Annotated in this window: 20 protein-coding genes; 13 read left to right on the forward strand and 7 right to left on the reverse strand. The window is 53.9% G+C overall.

The features are described 5' to 3' along the window. The first annotated feature begins 128 nt into the window (after positions 1-128). From C162_RS04865 to C162_RS04910, 10 genes are all read left to right on the forward strand, one after another. Positions 129-2120 (forward strand): FAD-dependent oxidoreductase, encoded by a 1992-nt coding sequence (locus tag C162_RS04865; protein WP_036691885.1) that lies wholly within the window; start codon positions 129-131, stop codon positions 2118-2120. Between the two features lie 76 nt (positions 2121-2196). Next, positions 2197-2742, forward strand: coding sequence for a hypothetical protein (locus C162_RS04870; RefSeq protein ID WP_036691887.1), 546 nt, complete (start codon positions 2197-2199; stop codon positions 2740-2742). Between the two features lie 160 nt (positions 2743-2902). Then, positions 2903-4324, forward strand: coding sequence for a hypothetical protein (locus C162_RS04875; protein WP_036691889.1), 1422 nt, complete (start codon positions 2903-2905; stop codon positions 4322-4324). Positions 4325-4414: 90 nt separating this feature from the next. After that, positions 4415-4696, forward strand: a complete 282-nt coding sequence (locus C162_RS04880) for a hypothetical protein (RefSeq protein ID WP_036691893.1) — start codon at positions 4415-4417, stop codon at positions 4694-4696. 161 nt (positions 4697-4857) lie between these two features. Next, entirely contained in the window at positions 4858-5706 is an 849-nt protein-coding gene (locus C162_RS04885) for an EcsC family protein (RefSeq protein WP_036691896.1), read from the forward strand. A gap of 47 nt (positions 5707-5753) precedes the next feature. Then, positions 5754-6938 carry a nitric oxide synthase oxygenase gene (locus C162_RS04890; RefSeq protein WP_051493241.1) on the forward strand — a complete coding sequence of 395 codons (1185 nt, stop codon included), beginning with the start codon at positions 5754-5756 and terminating at the stop codon, positions 6936-6938. 52 nt (positions 6939-6990) lie between these two features. Further along, the gene (locus tag C162_RS04895) at positions 6991-7542 is read left to right on the forward strand and encodes a TetR/AcrR family transcriptional regulator (RefSeq protein WP_036691898.1); all 552 of its coding nucleotides are present in this window, start codon (positions 6991-6993) and stop codon (positions 7540-7542) included. A gap of 97 nt (positions 7543-7639) precedes the next feature. Then, the gene (locus C162_RS04900) at positions 7640-7996 is read left to right on the forward strand and encodes a nucleotide excision repair endonuclease (RefSeq protein ID WP_036691900.1); all 357 of its coding nucleotides are present in this window, start codon (positions 7640-7642) and stop codon (positions 7994-7996) included. Positions 7997-8189: 193 nt separating this feature from the next. Continuing rightward, on the forward strand, positions 8190-9278 hold the full coding sequence (gene rlmN / locus C162_RS04905) for a 23S rRNA (adenine(2503)-C(2))-methyltransferase RlmN (protein ID WP_036691903.1): 1089 nt from the start codon (positions 8190-8192) through the stop codon (positions 9276-9278). Between the two features lie 33 nt (positions 9279-9311). Continuing rightward, the gene (locus tag C162_RS04910) at positions 9312-9599 is read left to right on the forward strand and encodes a DUF6509 family protein (RefSeq protein ID WP_036691905.1); all 288 of its coding nucleotides are present in this window, start codon (positions 9312-9314) and stop codon (positions 9597-9599) included. 440 nt (positions 9600-10039) lie between these two features. Here C162_RS04910 and C162_RS04915 read toward each other — a convergent pair whose 3' ends face one another. From C162_RS04915 to C162_RS04925, 3 genes are all read right to left on the reverse strand, one after another. Then, the gene (locus tag C162_RS04915; RefSeq protein ID WP_036691908.1) at positions 10040-10792 is read right to left on the reverse strand and encodes an esterase family protein; all 753 of its coding nucleotides are present in this window, start codon (positions 10790-10792) and stop codon (positions 10040-10042) included. 13 nt (positions 10793-10805) lie between these two features. Further along, positions 10806-11975 (reverse strand): ATP-grasp domain-containing protein, encoded by a 1170-nt coding sequence (locus C162_RS04920; protein WP_036691910.1) that lies wholly within the window; start codon positions 11973-11975, stop codon positions 10806-10808. 96 nt (positions 11976-12071) lie between these two features. Further along, positions 12072-12503 carry a MarR family winged helix-turn-helix transcriptional regulator gene (locus tag C162_RS04925; protein WP_036691913.1) on the reverse strand — a complete coding sequence of 144 codons (432 nt, stop codon included), beginning with the start codon at positions 12501-12503 and terminating at the stop codon, positions 12072-12074. 233 nt (positions 12504-12736) lie between these two features. Here C162_RS04925 and C162_RS04930 point away from each other — a divergent pair, with 233 nt between their 5' ends. The 3 genes from C162_RS04930 (at position 12737) to C162_RS04940 (ending at position 15910) form a co-directional block, all read left to right on the forward strand. Continuing rightward, complete coding sequence (locus C162_RS04930) at positions 12737-14203, forward strand: MDR family MFS transporter (protein ID WP_036691916.1); 1467 nt, start codon at positions 12737-12739, stop codon at positions 14201-14203. 116 nt (positions 14204-14319) lie between these two features. Continuing rightward, positions 14320-14802 (forward strand): transcription elongation factor GreA, encoded by a 483-nt coding sequence (gene greA, locus C162_RS04935; protein ID WP_036691918.1) that lies wholly within the window; start codon positions 14320-14322, stop codon positions 14800-14802. A 181-nt stretch (positions 14803-14983) separates the two neighbouring features. Then, positions 14984-15910 carry an AEC family transporter gene (locus C162_RS04940; RefSeq protein ID WP_036691919.1) on the forward strand — a complete coding sequence of 309 codons (927 nt, stop codon included), beginning with the start codon at positions 14984-14986 and terminating at the stop codon, positions 15908-15910. 60 nt (positions 15911-15970) lie between these two features. On the opposite strand, the gene C162_RS04945 is transcribed toward C162_RS04940, so the two are convergent. The 4 genes from C162_RS04945 to C162_RS04960 all read right to left on the reverse strand — a co-directional run bounded on the left by C162_RS04945 (position 15971) and on the right by C162_RS04960 (position 22092). After that, the gene (locus C162_RS04945; protein ID WP_036691922.1) at positions 15971-16357 is read right to left on the reverse strand and encodes a VOC family protein; all 387 of its coding nucleotides are present in this window, start codon (positions 16355-16357) and stop codon (positions 15971-15973) included. Positions 16358-16438: 81 nt separating this feature from the next. After that, positions 16439-17299, reverse strand: coding sequence for a helix-turn-helix domain-containing protein (locus C162_RS04950; RefSeq protein WP_036691924.1), 861 nt, complete (start codon positions 17297-17299; stop codon positions 16439-16441). Positions 17300-17425: 126 nt separating this feature from the next. Further along, complete coding sequence (locus tag C162_RS04955) at positions 17426-18601, reverse strand: ATP-binding response regulator (RefSeq protein ID WP_036691927.1); 1176 nt, start codon at positions 18599-18601, stop codon at positions 17426-17428. An 8-nt stretch (positions 18602-18609) separates the two neighbouring features. Continuing rightward, the gene (locus C162_RS04960) at positions 18610-22092 is read right to left on the reverse strand and encodes a response regulator (protein WP_235218355.1); all 3483 of its coding nucleotides are present in this window, start codon (positions 22090-22092) and stop codon (positions 18610-18612) included. Between the last annotated feature and the right edge of the window lie 345 nt (positions 22093-22437).

Here is a 22437-nt window from a genome sequence, read left to right on the forward strand (position 1 = left end):
TTTGAGAAAAGATTCACATATTGTTCATTGACCTTGGTACTGTACCAAGGTTTACACTGTGTGCGGTAGTAAGCAGTCCTAATAGAGAGAGAAACGGGGCTGCATTAACCACACAGGGGGAGAAATTGATGCGTAAGCAAGCAACAAAACAGGTGTTTCTATTCACCGCATGTCTGGTATTGGTCCTGTCGCTCCTAAGCGGCTGCAGCGGTAACAATTCCGCCGCACCGGCAGCTTCAGAGCAGCCGTCCGCTTCGCCGCAGGCGTCACAGCCAGCGGATACAAGTGCTGTACCGGCAGACTTCAAAGCGGGAACCTATAAAGCAGAAGCTGAAGGCAAGGACGGCAAGATTCAGGTTGAGGTGACTCTTGACGATCATTCGGTTATTACCGGAATCCATGTGGTCAGCCAGAACGAAACCGCTGGAATCGGGGTGGAGGCGATCAACAAGGTCAAGGAGGAGATTCTATCCGGCCAGACCCTGAATATTGATGCCGTCAGCGGTGCGTCCGAGTCCAGCAAGGCGATTCTGACCGCTGTGGAGGATGCGCTTAAGCAGGCGGGCGGGAATGTGGAGGCTTTTAAAACAAAGGCTGTAGTGAAATCGGGAGAAGGTAAGACCGAGCAGCTGTCGGCGGATGTTGTCGTTGTGGGAGCAGGTGCTTCGGGTGTATCGGCAGCGGTATCAGCAGCGGATAAGGGCGCGAAGGTAATCCTGATCGAGAAAACAGCGACGATCGGCGGCGCGAGCAACCTGTCCTGGGCGGGCAAATTCTACAACTCTTCGGCCGCGCTAAGCAGCGGGCTGAAAGTAGAAGTCGAGAAGGAGATTGCTGACTGGATCGTGAACAACCACTGGCGCGTGGATGCGGCGGCGATCCGCCAGTACGTCACGAAGTCGGGCGAGACCTATGACTGGCTGACCGGCAAGGGCTATACCACCACCTTCCTGAACTTCGCCGGGGAACAGCTCCATATGCTGCCTCCTTATGAGACCCGTCAGGAGCTGCTGCGCAAGATGCTTGCAGCATCCGTAGAGAAGGGCGGCGGACAGGTGATCACGGAGGCCACTGCACAGAAGCTGATGACGGGCGCTAATGGAGAGGTTACCGGAGTCGTGGCCAAGAAGTCTGACGGAACTACCCTGGAAATTTCAGGAGCTAGCGTTGTAATGGCTACCGGCGGTTACGCCGGGAATAAAGAGATGGTTAAGGAAGCTTTTGGCTTCGAAGGCGTGAACGGCGGGCTTGGGCAGAACATCGGCGAAGGGCTGAAAATGTCCTGGGAGATCGGTGCGAAGGTGCCGGACAACTTCGGCGGGCAGATGCTGCACCAGACGCTGGCCAGAGCTACAGACAAGCTGAAATCACAGTACGAGCCGTTTGAAGCCAGCTATCCAATGATGCTGTCTTACCTGCCAACTCTGATGAATGTCGGCCCTTCGGGTGCGAGATTCAGAGATGAGGCGGCGACGCTGACGGCGGTTGCGGCAGCGAATACCAGTGCTTTTAACGGAGCGTATCATCTGGTTATTGTCTCACAGGCGCAGTTGGATGCGCTTAAGACCAAGGGAATGAAGGGGCTTCAGGCACCTAAGCTGCCGGGTATGCCGCCGGAATTCTATGCCTCTTATAAAGACAAGTTCACGCTGGACCAGCCATGGAAGGATGCCGATAAAGTCTTCGAATCCATGGTAGCGAACGGCGACGGCTTCAAGGGCAATACACTCGAGGAGCTGGCGAAGAATGCTGGGATGGACCCTGCGGTGTTTGCCGCTGATTTCAAGCTCTATGAGGAAGCAGCGAAGACAGGCACCGATACGGAGTTCGGCAAGGCGAAGGAATATCTGGTTCCTATGGGCAGCAGCGGACCGTATTACGCCGTTATTGCCGAGATCAACAATCTCTGTTCGGTGGGTGGTCTGCTGGTCAATACCAAGTTCCAGGTGCTGAATGATAAGCGTCTGCCAGTCAAAGGACTGTATGCCGTGGGCGTAGAGTCTGAAGGGGTGCTATTCAACGATACCTATGTAGGCAACGGCGTTGGACTGGGTTACTCCTTCACCTCCGGGCGGCTCGGCGGCGAGGATGCGGCTGCGGGGGCATTGGCTAAGGAATAGCCCTTTATAAGTAATTTTCCTCTTTTTGCCGATAAAGAGTTGTCCTGAACTTTACGCGCGAGAAGAGGAACGTTCGATGTATATTCCCATATCACGAATCAACGCCGCTTCGCTGACCCGCTCACCGCAACAGGCGGAACACACTTCAGCCGGGTCATCTTCACTCAGCTTCCCGGAGATGATGGCGGCTGTGGGAGCGGCAATTGAGGATCAGGCACGCAGAATCAAGGCAAGGTACGGTCTGTCCGTCCGCATTATGGCGGTAGCCAAAGACGGCAGCAAGGGGGAGAAGACTGATGCAGGAGACCGGAGGGATCAGCGAGAGCTTGTAATCGCTCCGAATATTCTGCAGCAGATGAGCAAAGATCCTGTGATGCAGCGTAAGGTATATGGCTGCCTTGACGAGTATGTGCGCGAGCCGCACCCTTCGCCCGGCCATAGCCTGATCGTTTACAGGGACGGCACCTCCACTCTTCTTCCTGCCGCCGCAAGACCAGCAGCAGTGCAGGAGATTACCCATCTACATACCGGGCAACCGGAAATCGCGGGCAGCTTATACGATCAGGACATGCTGAAGCAGCTCGCGTTCCTCCGGGCCAGGAGAGCAGGCAGGCACCGGTAACAGAATGTAATCCGCAAATAAGATCCCTGAATCCATGTGATGTGGAGGCGGGGGTCTTTTTGTAAGGTCTTCGCGTCCCTGAGGGGAACAATAGCCTATCCTCCTGCATAGCATATAGCACCTGCTTGCTATTTGTAAGTGGAAAGGGGGCGCATGGCTAATGAGTATCCAGCTTACTGCGATTCATTGGGTGTATCTGGTGTTTATTGTGTTCATTCTGGCGCTGCTGATCAAGCGGCGTGATACAACTATGATCTGTGTGACCGGGATTCTGGCGCTCGGACTGCTGGCAACGGCGACGCTCAGCGGGTCGGTGTCGGGGATTTTTAACTCTTTTGTCTATGCGACTAAGGAGCTGCTCGGCACCATAATGATTATCTCCATTATCGTGGCGATGAGCCGGATTCTGATTATAACAGGCATCAATGAGACGATGGTATCGCCGCTCACCCGGTTCCTGCGCACACCGGCGATGGCCTACTGGGGAATCGGGCTGATAATGATGGTAACCTCGTTCTTCTTCTGGCCTTCCCCTGCGGTAGCGCTGGTCGGGGCGGTTCTGCTGCCGGTGGCGGTCCGGGTCGGCCTGCCCGCGTTGGGCGCAGCGGTAGCCATGAACCTGTTCGGGCACGGGATCGCCCTCTCCGGCGATTATATTATTCAAGGCGCTCCTAAGCTGACGGCGGATGCCGCCGGTCTTCCGGTGTCGAGCGTAATGCAGGCCAGTATCCCGCTGGTTGTTGTTATGGGGATTGTCACTACGGTCAGCGCATTCTGGATGATGAAGCGGGACCAGAAGAACGGCACCTGGAGAGACGGCCTGGTCTCTTCCCCGGGAGCAGCAGAGCCGCTGGCTGATGCGGGGACGGATGATGACCATCCAGTCTTCATGAGTGACCGTCTGCGCAAAGGGCTGGCCATTGCCATTCCGCTGCTGTTCCTGCTGGATGTGATCGGCATGTTCGTGCTGCATCTGCAAGGCGGCGATGCTACCGCTCTAATCGGGGGAACCGCTGTGCTGATCCTGATTGTCATTACCCTGCTGGCCCATCACGGCCAGGGGCAGGGGCTGGAGAAGATCACCGCCTACCTCATTGAAGGCTTCACCTTCGGCTTCAAGGTCTTCGGGCCAGTCATCCCGATTGCCGCCTTTTTCTATCTGGGCGACGCCGCCTTCACCGAGCTGTACGGCAAGGTGCTGCCGGATGGCTCGCACGGCATCGTGAACGACCTGGGCGTGGCCCTGGCGAATCACGTGCCGCTGAACGGGGCGGTAGGCGCCGTAACGCTGACGGTGATCGGTGCGATCACCGGCCTCGACGGCTCCGGGTTCTCCGGCATCTCGCTGGCCGGCTCGATTGCCGGGCTGTTCGCCGCCGCGATCCATTCCGGCGCGGCAACGCTGACCGCCCTGGGGCAGGTGGCCGCCATCTGGGTCGGCGGCGGCACCCTGATCCCGTGGGCGCTCATTCCCGCCGCTGCGATCTGCGGCGTCAGCCCGTTCGAGCTGGCCCGGCGCAATCTGAAGCCGGTCCTGCTGGGCCTTACGGCCATGACGATTGTCGCCATGTTCCTGGTGTAGGCGATTCTGAGCCGGGATCGCCGCATAAGATTGCGCTCTCCAATCCATCCTAGAGAGGAACAGAAACCGAGATGGAGGGGGAAGGATTTTATGAAGCATTACGAATCCAGTCTGCGCACCAACAGTACGGTGGATCAGGCGCACGATGCGGTGACGAAGCTGCACAACGCTGTAACCCAGGCTTCGAGTCATCCGACCGGGCAGATGATAGATCAGGCAGAGAGCAGTCTGGAGCATGCAGAAGAAGCCGTGCGCCATGCCCCGGAAGGTTCAGTCGGCAGACAAGGGGTCGAGCTGGTCCAAGAGAGACTGGAGGAAGAGAAGCGCAGATTGTCTTCGCTGGATGAGCAGGCAGGCGAATCCCAAGATTAAAGCCTGAACCGGGCTAAGGTGAACCGGCATTTTCGGAGTTGATCCGGGAATGCCTGTTTGCTGTTGATGGGATCCGGGGCCCGGATATGGGGCCTCTGCAATCATTTGTTATGAAATAGGTTATAAGGTAATGACGAGACCATTCAGGGGAGGTACATACTATGCCAGAAGCAGACAACACCGGTTCATGGAGTCCTCCGGAGACACCGGAGATGCTGTATGCCGCACTTAAGGAGATTACCAAGTGGGAGAAAGAGCAGAATAGGCTGATGATCTGGGACCGGATTACCCGGCTGCCGTTCAAGCTGCTTGATGCAATTACGCCAAAGGTTATCCACGATAAGGTAGGCCGGCTGCTCGATGAACTGGGCGGCTACATCCAGAACGGCGGCAACTATCTGGTGGCCGGGCGCAAGGTGGGCAAGCTGATGAATGAGACAAGCAGGGCAGCAGGCGCTCCGGAAGACGGGCCGTTCCCGCTGGCTGTGATGGATGCAGTGGCTCTGAAGCTCGCAGAGCGGAGCTGGAATACGGCTACGGCCCAGGGGGCGACTACGGGCTTCGGCGGGATTTTTACACTGGCTGCCGATATTCCGGCTGTGCTGGGCCTCTCTTTGAAGGCGATTCAAGAGATTGGTCTCTGTTATGGCTATGATCCGACCGATAAGGCGGAGCGGATTTTCACCGTGAAGGTGATGCAGTTCGCCTCCTCCGATGTAGTGGGGAAGCGCACGCTGCTGAAGGAACTGAATCTGCAGGCGGGCGGAGACGGCAATATTCTGGCCGCAACCAAGGAGGCCGTCTCAAGGATTCAGGGCTGGAAGGAGGTAGTGACCGTATACCGTGACAATTGGGGCTGGAAAAAGCTGCTCCAGACTGTTCCGGTCGCAGGCATGTTCTTCGGCGCTTACCTTAACCGGAAGACGCTGGAAGAGGTGACGGAGGCTGCTCGGATGCTCTACCGCAAAAGACGGATTATCTCCAGACTGGCAGAGTTGGAGCAGAGATGATACGCTGAGGGTACTGCATCAGGGACCGAATGGATAGGAGAGAGAGGATGAAATACACAGTTTCACAGCATAACACTCAGGAGTTGATCCGGCAGGCGGAGTCCTTCATTATGGCCTGCTATCAGGAACTGGGGTTAACTGAGGGTGAACGGGACCTTCGTCTGGCGGATATACGGGAAGAGGTGCAGCGCACAGGTACATACAGGCATACAGGAGAAGAGCTGACGCACGGGGCAAGGATGGCCTGGCGTCATAACAGCCGCTGCATCGGAAGACTGTTCTGGCATTCCTTAGATGTGATTGACGCCCGCGGAGCAGAGACTGTAGAAGAGGTGGTAGAGGCGCTGCTGCATCATATGAAGCATGCGAATAACGGCGGCCGGATACGGCCGGTCATTACCGTCTTCCGCAGTGAAGAGGAGCAAGGCCGTGCCATGCGGATCTGGAATCATCAGCTCATCCGCTATGCCGGTTATCCCGATAACGGGAAGCATCCGCGTGCCGGTGATCCGGCTTCGGATGAATTCACTGCAGTCTGCCTTAAGCTGGGCTGGCAGGGCACGGGCGGAGATTTCGATATTCTGCCGCTCGTGATCAGCATCGGCGGGGAGGAACCCCGCTGCTTCCCTATCCCGGCAGGACTTGTACAGGAGGTGCCGCTCAGCCACCCGGAGATTCCGCAATTCAGGGAGCTGGGCCTGCGCTGGTACTCCGTTCCGATTGTCTCGGACATGTGCCTGGAGATCGGCGGCATCCGTTACCCGGCAGCGCCATTCAATGGCTGGTACATGGAGACGGAGATCGGCTCGCGGAATTTCGGCGATACGGACCGCTACAACCGTCTGCCTGCGGTGGCAGAACTGCTGGGACTGGACCGATCAACCAATACTTCGCTGTGGAAGGACCGGGCGCTGCTGGAATTGAACCGGGCCGTTCTCCATTCCTTCAAGCAAGCCGGGGTCAGTATTGTGGACCATCATACAGCCGCAGACCAATTCGTCCGCTTCCAGGAACAGGAGCAGCAGCAAGGGCGGGAAGTGTCAGGCAAGTGGGGCTGGCTGATTCCGCCGATGTCGCCTTCCTCCACGCCGATCTGGAATGACAACAAGCTGCGTGATTTGCAGCTAAGTCCGCGCTTTGTCTACCGGAAGAAGCAACAGGCGGACTCTGGACAGCTTGAAGCTGCGGAACGGAAGGGCTGTCCTTTTCATCAGTCCATGAAGAGTGATTGATTAATAACATATCGTTGCGGGAGCGGATGCTTCGGCATAAGGGGAGGCCTATATGAATAAGCAATCCGGTAAGACCCGCTCACCACAGGGAGATGAGACCCTTATTGTGAATCGCCGGGAGCAGATCTTGGAGGCGGCGGTGATTGTTTTTGCCGAGTATGGCTATTACCGGGCAACAACCGCCCAGGTGGCGGAGAGGGTGGGAATCTCTCAGCCGTACATCTTCAAGCTGTTCAAGAACAAGGAAGAGCTGTTCATTGCTGCGCTGGAGCGTGCGTTCGAACAGGTTCTCCGTACTTTTGCCGGATTTCGCGCCCCCAAAAAACAAATGCTAGCCGAAGCCATCCAGTTATATGAGCACCTGATGGAGACTCATCCGAACGAGCTGATTCTGCAGGTGCAGGCAAGCGGCATCCGGGATGAAGCAATCCGGCAGGCCATGCAGGCTGGAATGCAGGAGGTGACACGCCATATGGAGGACAAGTTCACCGCTGCCGGGTTTGCGCATCCTGAGGTGAAGGTGAGCACCTTCCTGGCTAACGCTATGCTGTGCAATATGGCTCTTACGCTGGGTATGCCGGAATTGAAGCCGAAGCGTAAGTAAGTTATGAACCGGCGGCAATTTGCACAAGATAGAAATAGTCACGTTACCCATTCTATGATACTATTTATTTCTATATCCAAAGAGGAAGTGAAGCTTAATGATCAGCATTACCATTCCGTCACCGGAAGTTACTATTTACAAGCAAGCTAACCCTGAGCTGAGCCATATTTACGGATTCACCGATTTCCACCTGATTACCCGCGAAGCCGGGGGCATCTTCATGTTCTACAATGATCAGGACGAGCTGTTGTTTGTGGGTAAGGCCCGCAAGCTGAGACCGCGGATCAAGAAGCATTTCGAGGATAATGTATCTGTGATGAAGCCCCACCGCGATGAGGTTACCCGCATCGAAGTCTGCCTCGTCGAAGATCCGGTGGACAGAGAGATTTATGAGACCTACATTGTGAACAAGCTTCGCGCGAAATACAATGTCGAGAAGGTTCTGTATAAATAAGGTTTGACGGAAAAGGCGTGGTCCCTGCGGACTGCGCTTTTTTGAATTTCCCTGCTCCAAGCGCTCAACTCCGCAGCGTTTCCTCTTGTTTTAACTAACGAAATTTGAGACAATAAGGTATTGTTGCTGCTAATGTCCCTGTCAAGGTAAAATAGATAGGTTGAACTTTAATGTTTTGAAAAGAGGATATGAAATGAATAAAGAATCCATTTATGGATTGACTTTGGAAGAGTTAACGGCATGGCTGCTGGAGCATGGGCACAAGAAATCCCGGGCCACTGCGGTCTGGGAATGGCTGTACCGCAAGCGGATTACCAGCTTCGCCGAGATGGACGGAATGAATCAGGAATGCACAGCGCTGCTGGAAGAGCATTATGTGTTCCAGACGATGGAAGAGCATGTGAAGCAGGAATCAGCCGACGGTACAGTGAAGTTCCTCTTCCGCCTCCATGATGGCAACCTGATTGAGACAGTGCTGATGCGGCAGAAATACGGCTTGTCCGTATGTGTCACTACTCAGGTCGGCTGTAATATCGGATGCAGCTTCTGTGCGAGCGGACTGCTGGCGAAGAGCCGGGATCTGACCAGCGGCGAGATTGTGGAGCAGATTATGAAGGTTCAGCATTATCTGGATCAGGCAGGCCACGGCCAGAAGGTCACCCATGTCGTGGTTATGGGGATCGGCGAGCCGTTCGATAACTTCCGGCATCTGCTGAACTTCCTGATTACCATCAAGGATCATAAGGGTCTGGCGATTGCCGGCAAAGGAATCACCGTATCCACCAGCGGCCTGGCGGACAAAATCAGAGAATTCGCCGACGCCAATATGCAGGTTAATCTGGCGATCTCGCTGCATGCCCCGAATAATGAGTTGCGGACACAGATTATGAAGATTAACCGGGCCATTCCTATAGAGAAGTTAATGCCGGCGATTGATTACTATCTGGAGAAGACGAACCGGAGAATCACGCTGGAGTATATCCTGCTGAAGGATATCAATGACCGCGAGGAGCATGCGCTGGAGCTGGCTGAGTTAATCGGAGACCGCCGCCAGTTGGCGAACGTCAACCTGATTCCGTATAATCCCGTGGATGAGCATAGCCAGTATCAGCGGAGCGAGCGGGAGTCGGTGCGTGCGTTCTTTGATACGCTGAAGAAGCAGGGCGTCAGCGTCAGCACCCGGTTGGAGCAGGGCGTCGATATTGATGCGGCCTGCGGCCAGCTGCGCAGCAAGCAGATCAAGAAGATCAAAGGCAAAGCCGCAGATACTGTGTTACAATAATCTGGCAGTGAATTGAGAAATGAGGAATGCAACTTGTTGACATTTACAAGCTACACCGTGGAGAACGTAAGAGATCCTTTTAATATTCTAAGCGGCAAGCGATATGAGTTCGTCGTGAATATTGATGTGCCGGAGGATGATGAGCTGTACGTGGAGAACGGCGTGTCCGCCCGCGTGATTGTCAAAGTGGAAGAAGAGCAGACAAGCTTGGTCAGCTACGATCTGCTGGAGACCTCCTCAGGCCAGCTGCTCGATTTCGATATGGAAGAAGATGAGGAAGCGGCGCTGCTTCAGTTCTGTTCGGAGCATGTACCTGCATAGTAAGAGGCGATAGTGGTCTCAAGAAAAAGGAACTGCTGATTTCAGCAGTTCCTTTTTTGATGCTTGATTCGCAGAGTACTTAGTTGCTGAATGTGGCTGAGGGTAGCCGCGAGGAGCAAGAGTGAACTTGGTATGCTGAAAAACGAGTACCATCGGTTGCTAAAAGCGGCGTATGGCCCAAATGTATTTGAAAAACAGTATACATTGTGCTCACATGCAGGCATATGGCCCGAATGTATTTGAAAAACAGTATACATTGTGCTCACATGCAGGCATATGGCCCGAATGTATGTGAAAAACAGCATACATTGTGCTCAAATGCAGGCATATGGCCTGAATGTATGTGAAAAACAGCATACATTGCAGTGGCGCGCAGGTAATCCCATTCATCCGGTAGGATGATTTTATTCAAATCAATTCGCGTTCAAGTCACAGCCTCACTAGCCCAAGCAGCCTTCCACATAATAATGAATCTGCTTGTTCCACCACGGCCAGTCATGGCTGACATCATGGCCCCAGTAGTCGATCCGGGCCGGAATGCCCTTCTGCCCCAGCACCTCCTGAAGCAGCCGGGTCTCATGAAGCATCTCGTCCTCATAAGCCCCTTGACCGACACAAGCAATAATGGTGCTGCTGCGGTACTGGTTCAGATAATGCTCATCCGTCAGGCCCGGCAGGTAATGCAGCGGTGAATTGAGATAGACGTTCCCGCTCATATAGTCGCCGAAGAAGTAGTAGGTGGAGTAGACGCCGCTCAGGGCGATCAAGGTATCGAAATAGTGCGGATAACGGAAAAAGAAGCTGGCGCCGTAATAAGCGCCCATCGAGCAGCCGGAGATCAGAATGCGCTGGTCGGTCCCGCCGTTATTCTGTTTGCTCTCATGGAGGATGCCGGGAATCAGCTCATACGCAATATATTTGTCATACTGCTCATGACGGTGTATCCGGTCCTCGTTGTTCCAGTGGGTGGAGAAGAAGGTCTCCTCATCCAGACTGTCACAGGCCCAGATCTGCAGCTTGCCCGCTTCAATGAAGGACGAGAGCGTATCGATCATGCCCGAATCCTCATATTGATAAAAGCGTCCAAGCGAGGTGGGGAAGACGAGCATCGGTTTGCCGGCGTGGCCGTATATTTTGTACTCCATGTCTCTGCCCAGGTTGTGGCTGTACTCCTTATGGTAGCTTATCCTCATCCGTTAACACATCCTATCCCTCTTCTTGTTGAATATAGCCTCTAATGTCTCTGACCTCCGAAAGCTCGGGGGAACGGAACTGATAAGCGCGGTTGCCCATCGCTCTGCTGAAGACCTCTTCAATCTCGTCATAATTGACAATCTTCCCGCCGAATTCACGGTAGATGTCCTCATGGCTGTGAGCGTAATGCTTATGATTCTTGCGGCTGGCATAGCCGGTATAATATTTGCCTTCGTATGGACCGCCAACCTCATTGTGCACAACCATGCTGGCCCATTCCTTATACACATTGACATCATAGGCGAAGTTAATCGCATCAGTCATCCAGGCGCCGGGCGGACGCATATTCACTTCCAGGGCAATGATCCGGCCATCCTTGTGCGATTTGAACAGCTCGATATGGAAGAACCGTTCCCGGATGTCAAAAGCCTGCAAAATGCTCCGCCCTGCCTCCTCAACCTCCGGACTGATCTCCCGCAGACAGAAGTAGTAGAGGTGGTTGTCCGTATTGACGACATCCATCACACTGTTCTCGAACAGGTGGCTGACCGCGAAGCGCACATTCCCGTCCCTGTCCACCAGGCCGTCATAGGTGAGAATAACTCCGTCTATGAATTCCTCAATAATGAAGGCTACATCCTCCGGCTTCGTGTCAAAAAAGTGCTGGAGCTCCTCTTCGTTATTGATCTTATACGTATTACTGGCCCCGGAGCCAAGATCGGGCTTCACCACCAGCGGGAAGCCGGCGCTCTGGATGAAGCTCTCTACGCTGTCACGCGTTGTACCGGTGGAGAACTGGACAGTGCTTACCCCGCTTTTGCGAAAAAACTCCTTCATCTTGGACTTCTGCTTGAGATTATGGACGAAATCCGACTTGGTGCCATAGATGTTGAAGTCCGTACGGATGGCGGCATCCTGCTCCAGCCAGTATTCATTCAGCGACTCGAAGCGGTCAATCTTGCCGTACTTATGGGTGAAATAGCCAACAGCCCGCAGAATCTCCTCATAGCTCTCCAGATTGCTTACCTTATAGTATTCGGTCAGTGCCGATTTCAGCTTGTCCTCCAGCTGGTCATAGGCTGCATCGCCAATTCCAAGCACCGTGGCCCCCTGCTCCCGCAGATGCGTACAGAATTCAGCGCTGTTCTTGGGGAAATGCGGGGAAAAGAAAATAAAGTTCATGCAGACCGGCCCCTTTGACTAAAATATAATTCCGAGTTGTTTTGTATGATTAATTCAATCTACCAGCTTCGCCAGCATCCGTCAATCCTCTTTGTGCTATTTTTGCTGCAGGGTGCGGTTGAGCCGGGCGAGCAGTCCGCTGAAGAGTCCGCAGTCCTCCGGGGACCAGTCCTCGAAGATCTCCCCGTAGCGCGCAAGCCGGATGTCCCGGGCCTCGGCGAAGGTCTGTGCACCAAGCGCAGTAAGCTGAAAATAGCTGGAGCGCCCGTCCTGCGGATCCGGCACCCGCTCCACATAGTTCTTCGCCTCCAGGACGCTTGTCTGTCTGCTGATGGTAGAGGTGTCAAGGCCGAATTGTTCGGCTAGCGCCTTAACGCCTACCTTGTCGTGCGTCGACAGATGGTGGAGCAGGGTATACGAGGAGCGGTCCAGCCCGCCATGCTTCTTATCCAGCGAGCCGTGGCGGATCAGCGTAATCAGCTCCTGATTCAGAGCTTCGAGGTGCTTGTCCTTCTGTTCATCAGCCATAGTTAGATTCCGTCCTTTACTGGTAACTTTGTCATTTGTCATATGTCTCCCTAGTATAATTGATAATACCGGCCTTATGCTAAGGCTGTCTGAGATTCTCGCCTCATTATGAAAGAATCATGAAATAAGTCACATTGACTTTCAAATACATAGTTGTATAATACACATATATTAATTTAATTGTATCATACACCTATATTAAGGTGAACCGCAAAATAGAGGAGAGAGCGCCCTTGAGCAGTCCGGCGGCAAAACATTCATCATTCTGGCTGATTATTCTGGCCATTTTTTTCGGTAATTTCATGGCTATTCTCAGTACAACTACCATTAATGTTGCGTTCCCGGTTTTCTTGAAGGACTTCCACGCCGGGATCAGCACCGTACAGTGGATGATTACCGGCTATCTGCTGGCTACCGGCGTCATTGCGCCTGTGGTGGGATATTTCGGGGATAAATGGAGCTATAAGGTTCTCTACGTATTTGCCCTGTCGGGCTTCACCTTGTTCTCGGCACTATGTACGGTGGCCTGGAATATTCACTCACTGATTACCTTCCGCATTATCCAGGGAATATTCGGCGGCCTGATTATCCCCACCACCATGACGATGATTTATCAGTTTATCGAAAAAGAAAAGCAGGCCTTCGCCATGAGCCTCTGGAGCCTGTCCTCGATGCTGGCGCCTGCCTTCGGCCCGACACTCGGCGGCTGGCTGACCGGATACTTCGGCTGGAAATCGCTGTTCGTGATTAATCTGCCGATTGGCCTGATTGCCATTGCCGTAGCGCTGAAGTGCCTGCCGTTCCAGCGGCAGAACACCGGGAGCAGAAGCTTTGATCTGCCGGGCTTCGTCACAGTCATTCTGAGCAGCGCCTTCATTATTCTAGCCTTCAATAAAGGGGGCGCCTGGGGCTGGATGTCATGGAACACCCTGACCCTGCTGCTGGTTGGGGCGGCGGCTTTAACGTATTTCATCCGCAGGGAGCTGTCGATCCAGGAGCCGCTGCTGAATCTTAAGGTATTCCGGCAGAGCCGGTTCACCTACAGCCTGATCATCAACTGTATTATCACCGTTGCGTTATACTCGGGGACCTTCCTGATCCCAGTCTTCCTGCAGGATATCCAGCAGTCCACCCCGCTGAAGACCGCGCTGGTGCTGCTGCCGGGCTCGATCGTGATGGCTGTTCTGTCCCCGGTGGTCGGCAAGCTGTACACCCGGATCGGCCCGTTCTGGCTGATCCTGGGCGGTATTCTGCTGCTAAGCGCCTCGACCTGGGAGCTTGCCCACATCACGCTGGCCGTGACCCATACCCGTGTGGCGGTGCTTATGGCGGTGCGCAATGTCGGCATTGCACTGGCCTTCATGCCGGTGACCAATGCCGGCATGTCGGCGGTGCCAAGAGCCATTACCGGCCATGCCTCCTCTGTAACCAATTGGGTCCGCCAGGCTACAGGTGCCTTATCCATTGCTGTATTCAGCTCGCTGCTCGCTTCCAGATCGCTTGCCCATCAGCAGGAACTGGCGGACGGGACGGCCCGGGCAGCGGGTTCTCTGCTGAAGGCGCAGGGGATGACGATGGGCGTACAGGATATTTTCCTGATCGCTACGGCAGTGGGACTGCTGGCTATTCCGCTGACCTTCCTCCTGAGAGGCAGTAGCGGCAAGCCAGCAGCTGCCCCTGCTCCGCAGGTGGAGACTTGAAGCCGTGACTCCGCCGTAAATACTCCTTTATCATGCGTTATAGCGCTTTCTCTTCGCATGTTGGGCGATTATGAGTTAGAATACTATAAAGCGAGCAAATCATAGGAGTTGTATACATGTCTAATAATGACGAAGTATTTTTGACCAAAGAGGGCTTGGCCAAGCTGGAGGAAGAGTTGAGGGAACTTAAGGGAGCAGGGCGCAAGGAGCTTGCAGCCCGGCTTAAGCTGGCGATCAGCTACGGCGATCTGAAGGAGAACAGCGAATACCACTCCGCCAAGGAGGATCAATCCTTCATGGAGACCCGCATTATGATTCTGGAGAAAATGCTGATCAAGGCGCAGATCGTGGATGCCAGCAATATGGATCTGAGTACAGTCAGCGTAGGCTGCATCGTTATCCTCAACGATGTAGAGTACTCGGAGAAGATCGAATATAGAGTGGTTGGACCGGCGGAAGCCGATGTGCTGGACAACAAGATCTCCTACGAGAGCCCGCTCGGCAAAGAGCTGATCGGCAAAAAGGTAGGCGATATCATCAGCGTCAACGCGCCGATGGGAATCATCAAATACGAGCTGCTTGAGATCAAAATGCTGTAAACCGAAGTCCTAACCGGAATCCCGTGGCCCTTAATTTGAGGGTGCGGGATTTTTGTTATGTTTTGGGGCGGGGGGCTGCCCATAGGCAATTGCTATTAAGGATATTGCTTCCTTGTCTTAGACGCTCCCTGCTAAGGAGGGTTATAGTAGAAATAACTACTACATAGAGGAGTCCTGGCTTGTGATTCAGACTGTACTCACGACACTTGTTGAGGTCATCGTACCGCTGTCCATTCCGGTGGCCGCCGGAGCGCTGCTTGGACGATATAAGCAGCTTGATACGAAGCCTCTGCTGACGCTGTATCTGTATTTTCTCAGTCCGGCTATTATTCTCGACACGCTGGCTACGGCGGATATCTCCTTCGATGATGTCTATAAGACACTCGCGTTCTCGCTGCTGAATCTGTTCCTCTTATGGAGCGTGGCGACGCTGATCGGCAAAATCCTCAAGCTGGCTCCGCCGGAAGCCGCTGGTCTTACGCTCATCTCCACCTTCACGAACAGCGTCAATTACGGCCTGCCGCTGGTGCAGCTGGCCTTCGGCCAGCTGGGCCTGGACAAGGCATCGGTTTACGTCATCGCCCAGATGGTGATTGTGAATACGATCGGCGTGTATTTTGCCGCCCGTTCACAGTTCTCCGTACGCAGCGCGTTGAAGTCAGTCTTCTCGCTACCGGCTATTTACGCCGCCATTCTGGCACTGCTGCTGCGGGCGCTGGGCCTGCATATGCCGCATGAGCTGGCTTCGGGGGTGTCGATGGTTGCCGGTGCCTATTCGCCGGTTGTGCTAGCGATTCTCGGCGCGCAGATGGTGAAGGTCAGAGCCGCGCACACGGAGCGCAATGTGCAGCTGGCCTTCTGGACGGGGCTGACCGTCCGGCTGGTGCTGGCTCCGCTGCTGGCCGCGCTGGTGCTGCTCGCCCTGAACATCACAGGCCCCCTTTTCTCGGTGCTGCTGATTCTGGCTTCCATGCCCGTGGCTGTCAATTCCGTCGTCCTGGCCGAACGCTTCGGCAGCTCGCCTGGGCTGGTCTCGCGCTGTATCGTCTGGACGACGCTGGCCTCTTTCCTGGTCCTGCCCGTGCTGATTGCGGCGGTGGGGGGATAGGGCGCGGGCCGAATGTATGCGAAAAACCGAATAAAGGGGCAATAATGCCCCTGGAAGTAATTATTCGGACACAGACACTTCACTCATCAAGGCATGTACATTCTTATCGGGGTCCTGAAAGAACGTCATCCAGGTTGCGGTTTGACCCATCTCAGCCACTTTATGCGGCTTGTCCAGGAAATGTACATTCCGCCCGACTAACGTTTCGTACGATGCGTGAATATTGTCAACCTGGAAATAGAATACCGAGCTGGGATGGTCGAACCGCGCGTCTTCAGCAATACTCAAGACCAGCTGAATCCCGTTACACTCCAGGAAGGTCATGTTCGGGATTTGAAATAACAGGTTTAGGCCTAGAGTATCTTGATAGAACCGGGTGGCTGCTTCCATGTCATGTACCCGAATGGATATTTGCCCGATGCCTTTAATTTGGAATTCTGAATTCATGTAAATATCGCTCCCTTGTGTAGGTTGTATGTTCCACGCAGTAAATGTAACATGTGCGGATGAAGATTTACTTTTCCAAAATCACTTTTTTCTAAACATCTGGGGCGATAATCCCGTTCTTTGTTTAAAAACCTTATTGAAGGAAGAGACATTGTCGAAGCCAACACTTAGGCTAATCTCGGTTACACTGTTTTCCGTTTGACAAAGGAGACGCTGTGCTTCAAGTATCCTTTTTTCAAGGATGAACTGGTGTGGTGTTCTTTTAAAAAAGTGACGGAAGTTGCGGATTAGATGGTTTTTAGAGAGACATGCGACTTTTGAGACTTCTTCAAGAGACACGTTTTGGTTGTAATACGCATGTAAGTACTCGTATGCTACGGTCAACCGCCGGAACAGCTCCTCCCTGGTGGCCGGGCGCGTGCCGGGGACGGTACTAATTTCTTGAACAATCTTCTGATGGACGTTAAGCAGTGCTTGAATCAGATTTTGATACTGTTCATCGACCCAGAGATTCTCGCTGCCGAATACAGGTAAGGATTGCTTAAAGTTCTCGATAAGCGGAGTGATCAAGTGACTATGACGGTATGACTTTGTATAAAATTGCAGCGGGTGCTTAGATTGTGAGAATGGATCGTCTAAAGACTTTTCTGCTCCGACATGAATAGCTCTAAGAAATTCTTCAGCATAACCTGCCTTGAAAAATACGCAAAAAGAGTCGACCTCTGTATCTGACTCAATGGCTATCCCGTACGGCTCCCCCTCATTTAAAAGGAGATAGCCCTCTTCCTCCACAGCATAATGACCTAGCTTTGTTTTGTAATAGGCACGACCATTCCGAAATGTCTTGATCGAAAGGGGGCCAGCGCCTTCCCAATGATGAGTTGTACTTCGGGCTTGCAGAACGAAGTTCCGCTGGAACAAAGGGAATGTGGAGGTTCCCATCTATACAATTCATCCCTTTCCGCAATTGGTTCATTCCATTCTACAATAGTCCTCACCGATAACAAAGAAGCTCCCTCTTCATCATCTGAAGGGGGAGCTTCTTTCATACAATCAGCGGCCAGGGTCTCAGTCCGGCTGGCCCTCAGCGACCTGGATGGTGAAGATGAAGGTAGCTCCGCCCACCACATCCGGCTTGGCATAGATCGTACCGCCCATGAGGTCGACCAGCATTTTGCAGATGGACAGACCGAGTCCGGTGCCGCCGAACTTGCGGTTGATGGTGGCTCCAATCTGGGTGAACGGCTGGAACAGGTATTTCATCTTGTCCGCCGGAATGCCGATCCCCGTATCTTCGATAATGAACTCTAGCTCCAGCAGCTGGTCCATGACCTGCCGGAGGCGGACATCCACCTTGACGCCGCCGGAATGCGTGAATTTGATGGCATTGCCGATCAGGTTATTGAGTACCTGACGCAGACGGTTGGGGTCACCGGTGAGCAGGGCAGGGATGTCAGGATCAATAAAGGTCTCCAGAGTCAGGCTGCGTTCTCTGGCCAGCGCCCGGAACAGATCAACGGTCTCCTTGAGGCAGGAGTGAAGATTGAACAGCTCGTAATCGAGCTCCATTTTACCGGATTCGATCTTGGTGAAGTCCAGGATATGTGTAATGACAGAGACAAGCGCGTGACCGCTGGTATGAATGATCTCAGCCATCTCCTGGTCGTCAGCGGACAGCTCGGAGGAACGAAGCACATCTGACATGGCAATAATTCCGTTCAGCGGGGTACGGATCTCGTGGCTCATCATGGCGAGGAAGCCGCTCTTGATCCGCAGTGCCACCTCGGCCGTCTCCTTCAGCTCGGTCAGGATGCTGTTGGCGGTCTCCAGCTCCCGCGTTTTGAGCTGCAGCTCCTTGTGGGTCTGGTAGAGACGGACGAAGCCGTCAATCTTGCTTTTTAACACGGTCGGATGGAACGGCTTAGTCAGGTAGTCAATTGCTCCGACCGAGTAGGCCATCATATAATTCTCCAGTTCGGAGGTCAGCGAGGTTAAGAAAATAATAGGGATATCCCGGGATTTCTGACGCATCTTAATCCGCTTCGCCGTTTCAAACCCGTTCATGCCGGGCATGAGCACATCCATAATGATCAGGGCGAACTCCTGCTCCAGCAGACATTTCAGAGCATCCATGCCGGTGAGGGCATGAACCAGCCGGTAGGGCGACTCGGCCAGCAAAGCCTGAATGGACAGGAACTCGTCTGTCCGGTCATCTACAACCAAAATATTAATCGGATACTCCATGCTGCCTCCTATTGAATCAACCATAATTTCAGCACTCTCACCAGTTGTGTGGTATTAATCGGTTTGGATATATAATCGTTAGCTCCTGCTTCAAGGCATTTGACCCGGTCTTCCTCCAGGGCGCGGGCGGTCAGCGCAATAATGACGATCTGATCATAGCCCGGGTTACGCCGGATATGCTCCATCGTCTCGTAACCGTCCATCTCCGGCATCATGATATCCATGAAGACCAGTTCAACGCCCGGGTGGGTCTCCAGATGCTCCAGGGCTTCTCTGCCATCCTGGGCAAAGCTGATCTCCATATTATAACCTTCCAGCACACTGGATAACGCAAAAATATTACGCATATCATCATCCACAAGCAAAATACTTTTGCCGGCAAAGGCTGACTCCGGATTATGCAGATTCTCAATCAGGCGCTGCTTATCCAGAGGCAGGTCTGCATGCTTGCGGTGGAGGTACAGGGCAGTATCATCATAGAGACGTTCCATTGAACGCACGTTCTTGATTACAATACTCTCAGCGTAGTGCTTAAGGCGCTGCTCATCTGTCTTGCTCAGATCCTTGCCTGTATAGATAATGACCGGCAGGGTCTGCAGCTTGCGGTTGGTCTTGACCTGCTCCAGCAGGTCGAAGCCGGAAATATCCGAGAGGCCCAAGTCAAGCACCATACAGTCAAAATGATGGCTCGCCAGATGCTCCATTGCTTCTCTTCCGGTACCCACCGCAATAATGTTCACATCGGGATGGGCGATGAATTCAACAAGACTGCCGCGCAGAACCTTGTTGTCTTCGACAATCAGCAGACTCTTCACCGGACGGCGGATATAAGTCTCGATCTGGAGGAAGGCTGCTTCCAGCTCCGCATAATCATTCGGCTTCTTCCAGAAAGACAAAGCGCCCATCGACAGGCTCTGCTGGTTCTCCTCGGCTGTAGAGATTACATGCACAGGGATATGCCGCAGCTCCGGCCGGCTCTTCAGGCGGCTGATAATGGACCAGCCGTCCAGAACGGGAAGATGCAGGTCCAGCAGAATAGCATCAGGCTTATAGGCATGGGCCAGGGCAAGTCCCTGATCGCCCTGGAAGGCGACGATGGCCTTGAAGCCCCGGCTGCGCGCCAGCTCCAGCAGCCGGGCGGCGAATTCGGCGTCCTCCTCGATAATTAGCAGGGTAATATCCCCGCTTAGCAGATTGCCCCGGTCATCATCCATCTCCGCATATTGCAGCAGCTTCGGATTGGAGATGGAAATGTCGGGCACGAAGGACTCGCGGAAGGCCGGATTCTCACGGCGGATAGGCTCGGAAGCCGGAATCTCCGGAGAGGCTGCTGCTGAATAGGCTGCGGCAGCAAGGGTCTGGGCATCCTCTCCTGGTTCCACAGCGGGAATAATCAGGGAGAAGGTGCTGCCCTTGCCCTCCATGGAATCCACCTCAATTCTTCCGCCGAGGAGTGTAGCCAGCTCCCGGCAGATCGTGAGGCCGAGGCCAGTGCCGCCGTATTTGCGGCTGGTGGTGCCGTCCGCTTGCTGGAAGGCTTCGAAGATGCTCTCCAGCTTAGAGGCGGCGATGCCGATACCGGTGTCGCTGACGGCGAAGATAACCTCCCCGCCGCTGGTGCGGATCGACAGGGAGACGGAGCCTTGCTCCGGTGTGAATTTGATGGCGTTGGATAACAGATTATTCAAGACCTGCTGCAACCTATGACCGTCGGTCATCAGATAATCAGGCAGCCGGTTGTCGGAATGGACATCGAACCGCAGGTTCTTCTTCTTGGCCTGCTGTTCGAAATGGCGGTGGACATGATTGCTGAGATCGACCGGGGAGACCGGCTCGATGACCGGGGGCATTTTGCCGACCTCCAGCTTCGCCAGATCAAGAATCTCATCGATCAGCTGCAGGAGATCCTTGCCTGCCGAGAAGATCGTATGCACGTATTCCAGCTGCTTCGCTTCCAGATTGCCGTCCTTGTTCTCGGCAAGAATCTGCGAGAGGATCAGCAGGCTGTTCAGCGGGGTGCGCAGCTCATGGGAGACATTCGCCAGGAATTCTGATTTGTACTGTGCAGCCATGAAGATCTCCTGTGCCTGAGCCTGGATCTCCTCTTTCTGCTTCTCGGTAAGCTCGACTTGAAGCAGCAGCTGATCATGGGAGGCGGCCAGCTCCTCCTTCTGGGTCTGAAGCTCATCGGCCTGAGCCTGCAGTGTATCTGTCTGGGACAGCAGCTCCTCCGTCTGGGCCTGGAGCTGCTCCTTCTGCTCCAGCAATTCACTTGTCTGGGCCTGCAGCTCATCGGCCTGATCTGCAATCTCGGACTTTTGCAGCTCCGTGATTTGCAGCTGCTTCTGCATATCGCGGTTTGCCGCAGAGATCTCATCCGCCTGGGCCTTGATCTCAAGGGTTTGCCGGCGGGAAATCTCCATTTGATTCTGTAATTCCAGATTGGAGGCGTGCAACTCCTGTGTCTGTTGCTTGAGCTCATCGGCCTGGGCCTCAATCTCGGCTTTTTGCTCCTCTGTCAGCTGCATTTGCGTCTGGAGGTGTTCATTGGAGCTTAGCAGGCTCTCAGCCTGAACCTCCAGCTCTGTCTTCTGGTCATGCAATTGCTCAGTCTGCATCCGGAGCTCCTCGGTCTGAGCCGCAAGCTCCTCGGTCTGAGCTTCAAGCTCCTGCGTCTGGGCCAGCAGCTCCTCGGTCTGAGCTTCCAGTTCATCCTTCTGCTGTTGTGTCTCATTCAACAATTCTTCAATTCTGGCGACATCCGCCAGCGTATTCATCAGCACGCCCATGTTCTGTCCGGTGCGTTCAATCAGCTGCATCTCCTTGGAGCTGAACGGGCTTAAGGCCGCCAGTTCCATGACAGCTACAACTTCCTGTTCATGCTTAATAGGAACGATAATCAGCGAGGAAGGGGCAGCTTCTCCGAGGCCGGAGCGGACCTTGATATAATTCTCCGGGAGATCCTGCAGAACGATCATCTGCTCATCCAGTGCGCATTGTCCGACCAGGCCGCTGCCCAGCGGTATGGATTCCTGTTGTCTTGCGGCATCATCGAAGGCATAGCCGGCTGCGAAGTCCAGCTGACTGCCCTGCTTCAGATAAATAGCCCCGTAGCTTCCGCCGACAGCGGTAGCCAGCCTGCGGATGAACACACGTGAGGCTGTTTTCAGCTGGACAGAGCCCTGAAGCAGCAGCGCCATCTCTGACACCTGCGTATTAAGCCAGGCCTGTTCCTCGGCTCTAAGCCGCAGCTCGCGCTCTTCAGCGGTTCTGTGGTGAAGGTCAGCTGCCAGCCCGAAAAAGGAAGCCGCCAGCTGCCCGAATTCATCCGTCCGCACAGTAGCCGCCGCCGCAGGGTTAAGACGGTCTGCGGCGATATCCTGCGAGATCTCCATAATCCGCTTCAGGCCGCGGTCTACATTCCGTCCGATACTGTAAAGAAGTCCGATACTGACCAGAATGCCGACCGAACCTAACCCTGCTGCAATCATGCGCGAGCCACCCTCCATAAAGAGGAGTGATATAGTAATCATACTGCCTAGAAGCAGTATAGTAGCTGAAGTTGCTAACCAAACCTGTTGTTTTATTCTCATTGTTCGCCGCCTTTGTTCAGTTAGAATGTTAAGCTATATAATTATAGCTTTTATGGAACTTCAGTGATATAGAAGACAGGAAGAAAACACCGTACACCTAAAATTTACAAGGCGCTCCGGAGTCAGGCCTGCTTTTGCCTGGGGTTTCATGAAAACTTTGAAATCACCGCAATTTACTTAAAATTTTGCTTGTAAGCAGCGGGGAGAGCGTGTAAGATAACAGACATGCTTCATGAATAGATT

This window comes from Paenibacillus sp. FSL R7-269 (genome assembly GCF_000517865.1).
Classification (GTDB): domain Bacteria; phylum Bacillota; class Bacilli; order Paenibacillales; family Paenibacillaceae; genus Paenibacillus_AQ.

Bases quoted from the DNA above. Each gene is read 5' to 3' on its own strand.
- C162_RS04920 (WP_036691910.1), bottom strand. From the start codon at position 11,975: ATGAACTTTATTTTCTTTTCCCCGCATTTCCCCAAGAACAGCGCTGAA.
- C162_RS04895 (WP_036691898.1), top strand. From the start codon at position 6,991: ATGAATAAGCAATCCGGTAAGACCCGCTCACCACAGGGAGATGAGACC.
- C162_RS04955 (WP_036691927.1), bottom strand. From the start codon at position 18,601: ATGGAGTATCCGATTAATATTTTGGTTGTAGATGACCGGACAGACGAG.
- greA (WP_036691918.1), top strand. From the start codon at position 14,320: ATGTCTAATAATGACGAAGTATTTTTGACCAAAGAGGGCTTGGCCAAG.
- C162_RS04890 (WP_051493241.1), top strand. From the start codon at position 5,754: ATGAAATACACAGTTTCACAGCATAACACTCAGGAGTTGATCCGGCAG.
- C162_RS04925 (WP_036691913.1), bottom strand. From the start codon at position 12,503: ATGGCTGATGAACAGAAGGACAAGCACCTCGAAGCTCTGAATCAGGAG.
- C162_RS04945 (WP_036691922.1), bottom strand. From the start codon at position 16,357: ATGAATTCAGAATTCCAAATTAAAGGCATCGGGCAAATATCCATTCGG.
- C162_RS04885 (WP_036691896.1), top strand. From the start codon at position 4,858: ATGCCAGAAGCAGACAACACCGGTTCATGGAGTCCTCCGGAGACACCG.
- C162_RS04950 (WP_036691924.1), bottom strand. From the start codon at position 17,299: ATGGGAACCTCCACATTCCCTTTGTTCCAGCGGAACTTCGTTCTGCAA.
- C162_RS04865 (WP_036691885.1), top strand. From the start codon at position 129: ATGCGTAAGCAAGCAACAAAACAGGTGTTTCTATTCACCGCATGTCTG.
- C162_RS04915 (WP_036691908.1), bottom strand. From the start codon at position 10,792: ATGAGGATAAGCTACCATAAGGAGTACAGCCACAACCTGGGCAGAGAC.
- rlmN (WP_036691903.1), top strand. From the start codon at position 8,190: ATGAATAAAGAATCCATTTATGGATTGACTTTGGAAGAGTTAACGGCA.
- C162_RS04875 (WP_036691889.1), top strand. From the start codon at position 2,903: ATGAGTATCCAGCTTACTGCGATTCATTGGGTGTATCTGGTGTTTATT.
- C162_RS04880 (WP_036691893.1), top strand. From the start codon at position 4,415: ATGAAGCATTACGAATCCAGTCTGCGCACCAACAGTACGGTGGATCAG.
- C162_RS04900 (WP_036691900.1), top strand. From the start codon at position 7,640: ATGATCAGCATTACCATTCCGTCACCGGAAGTTACTATTTACAAGCAA.
- C162_RS04960 (WP_235218355.1), bottom strand. From the start codon at position 22,092: ATGATTGCAGCAGGGTTAGGTTCGGTCGGCATTCTGGTCAGTATCGGA.
- C162_RS04870 (WP_036691887.1), top strand. From the start codon at position 2,197: ATGTATATTCCCATATCACGAATCAACGCCGCTTCGCTGACCCGCTCA.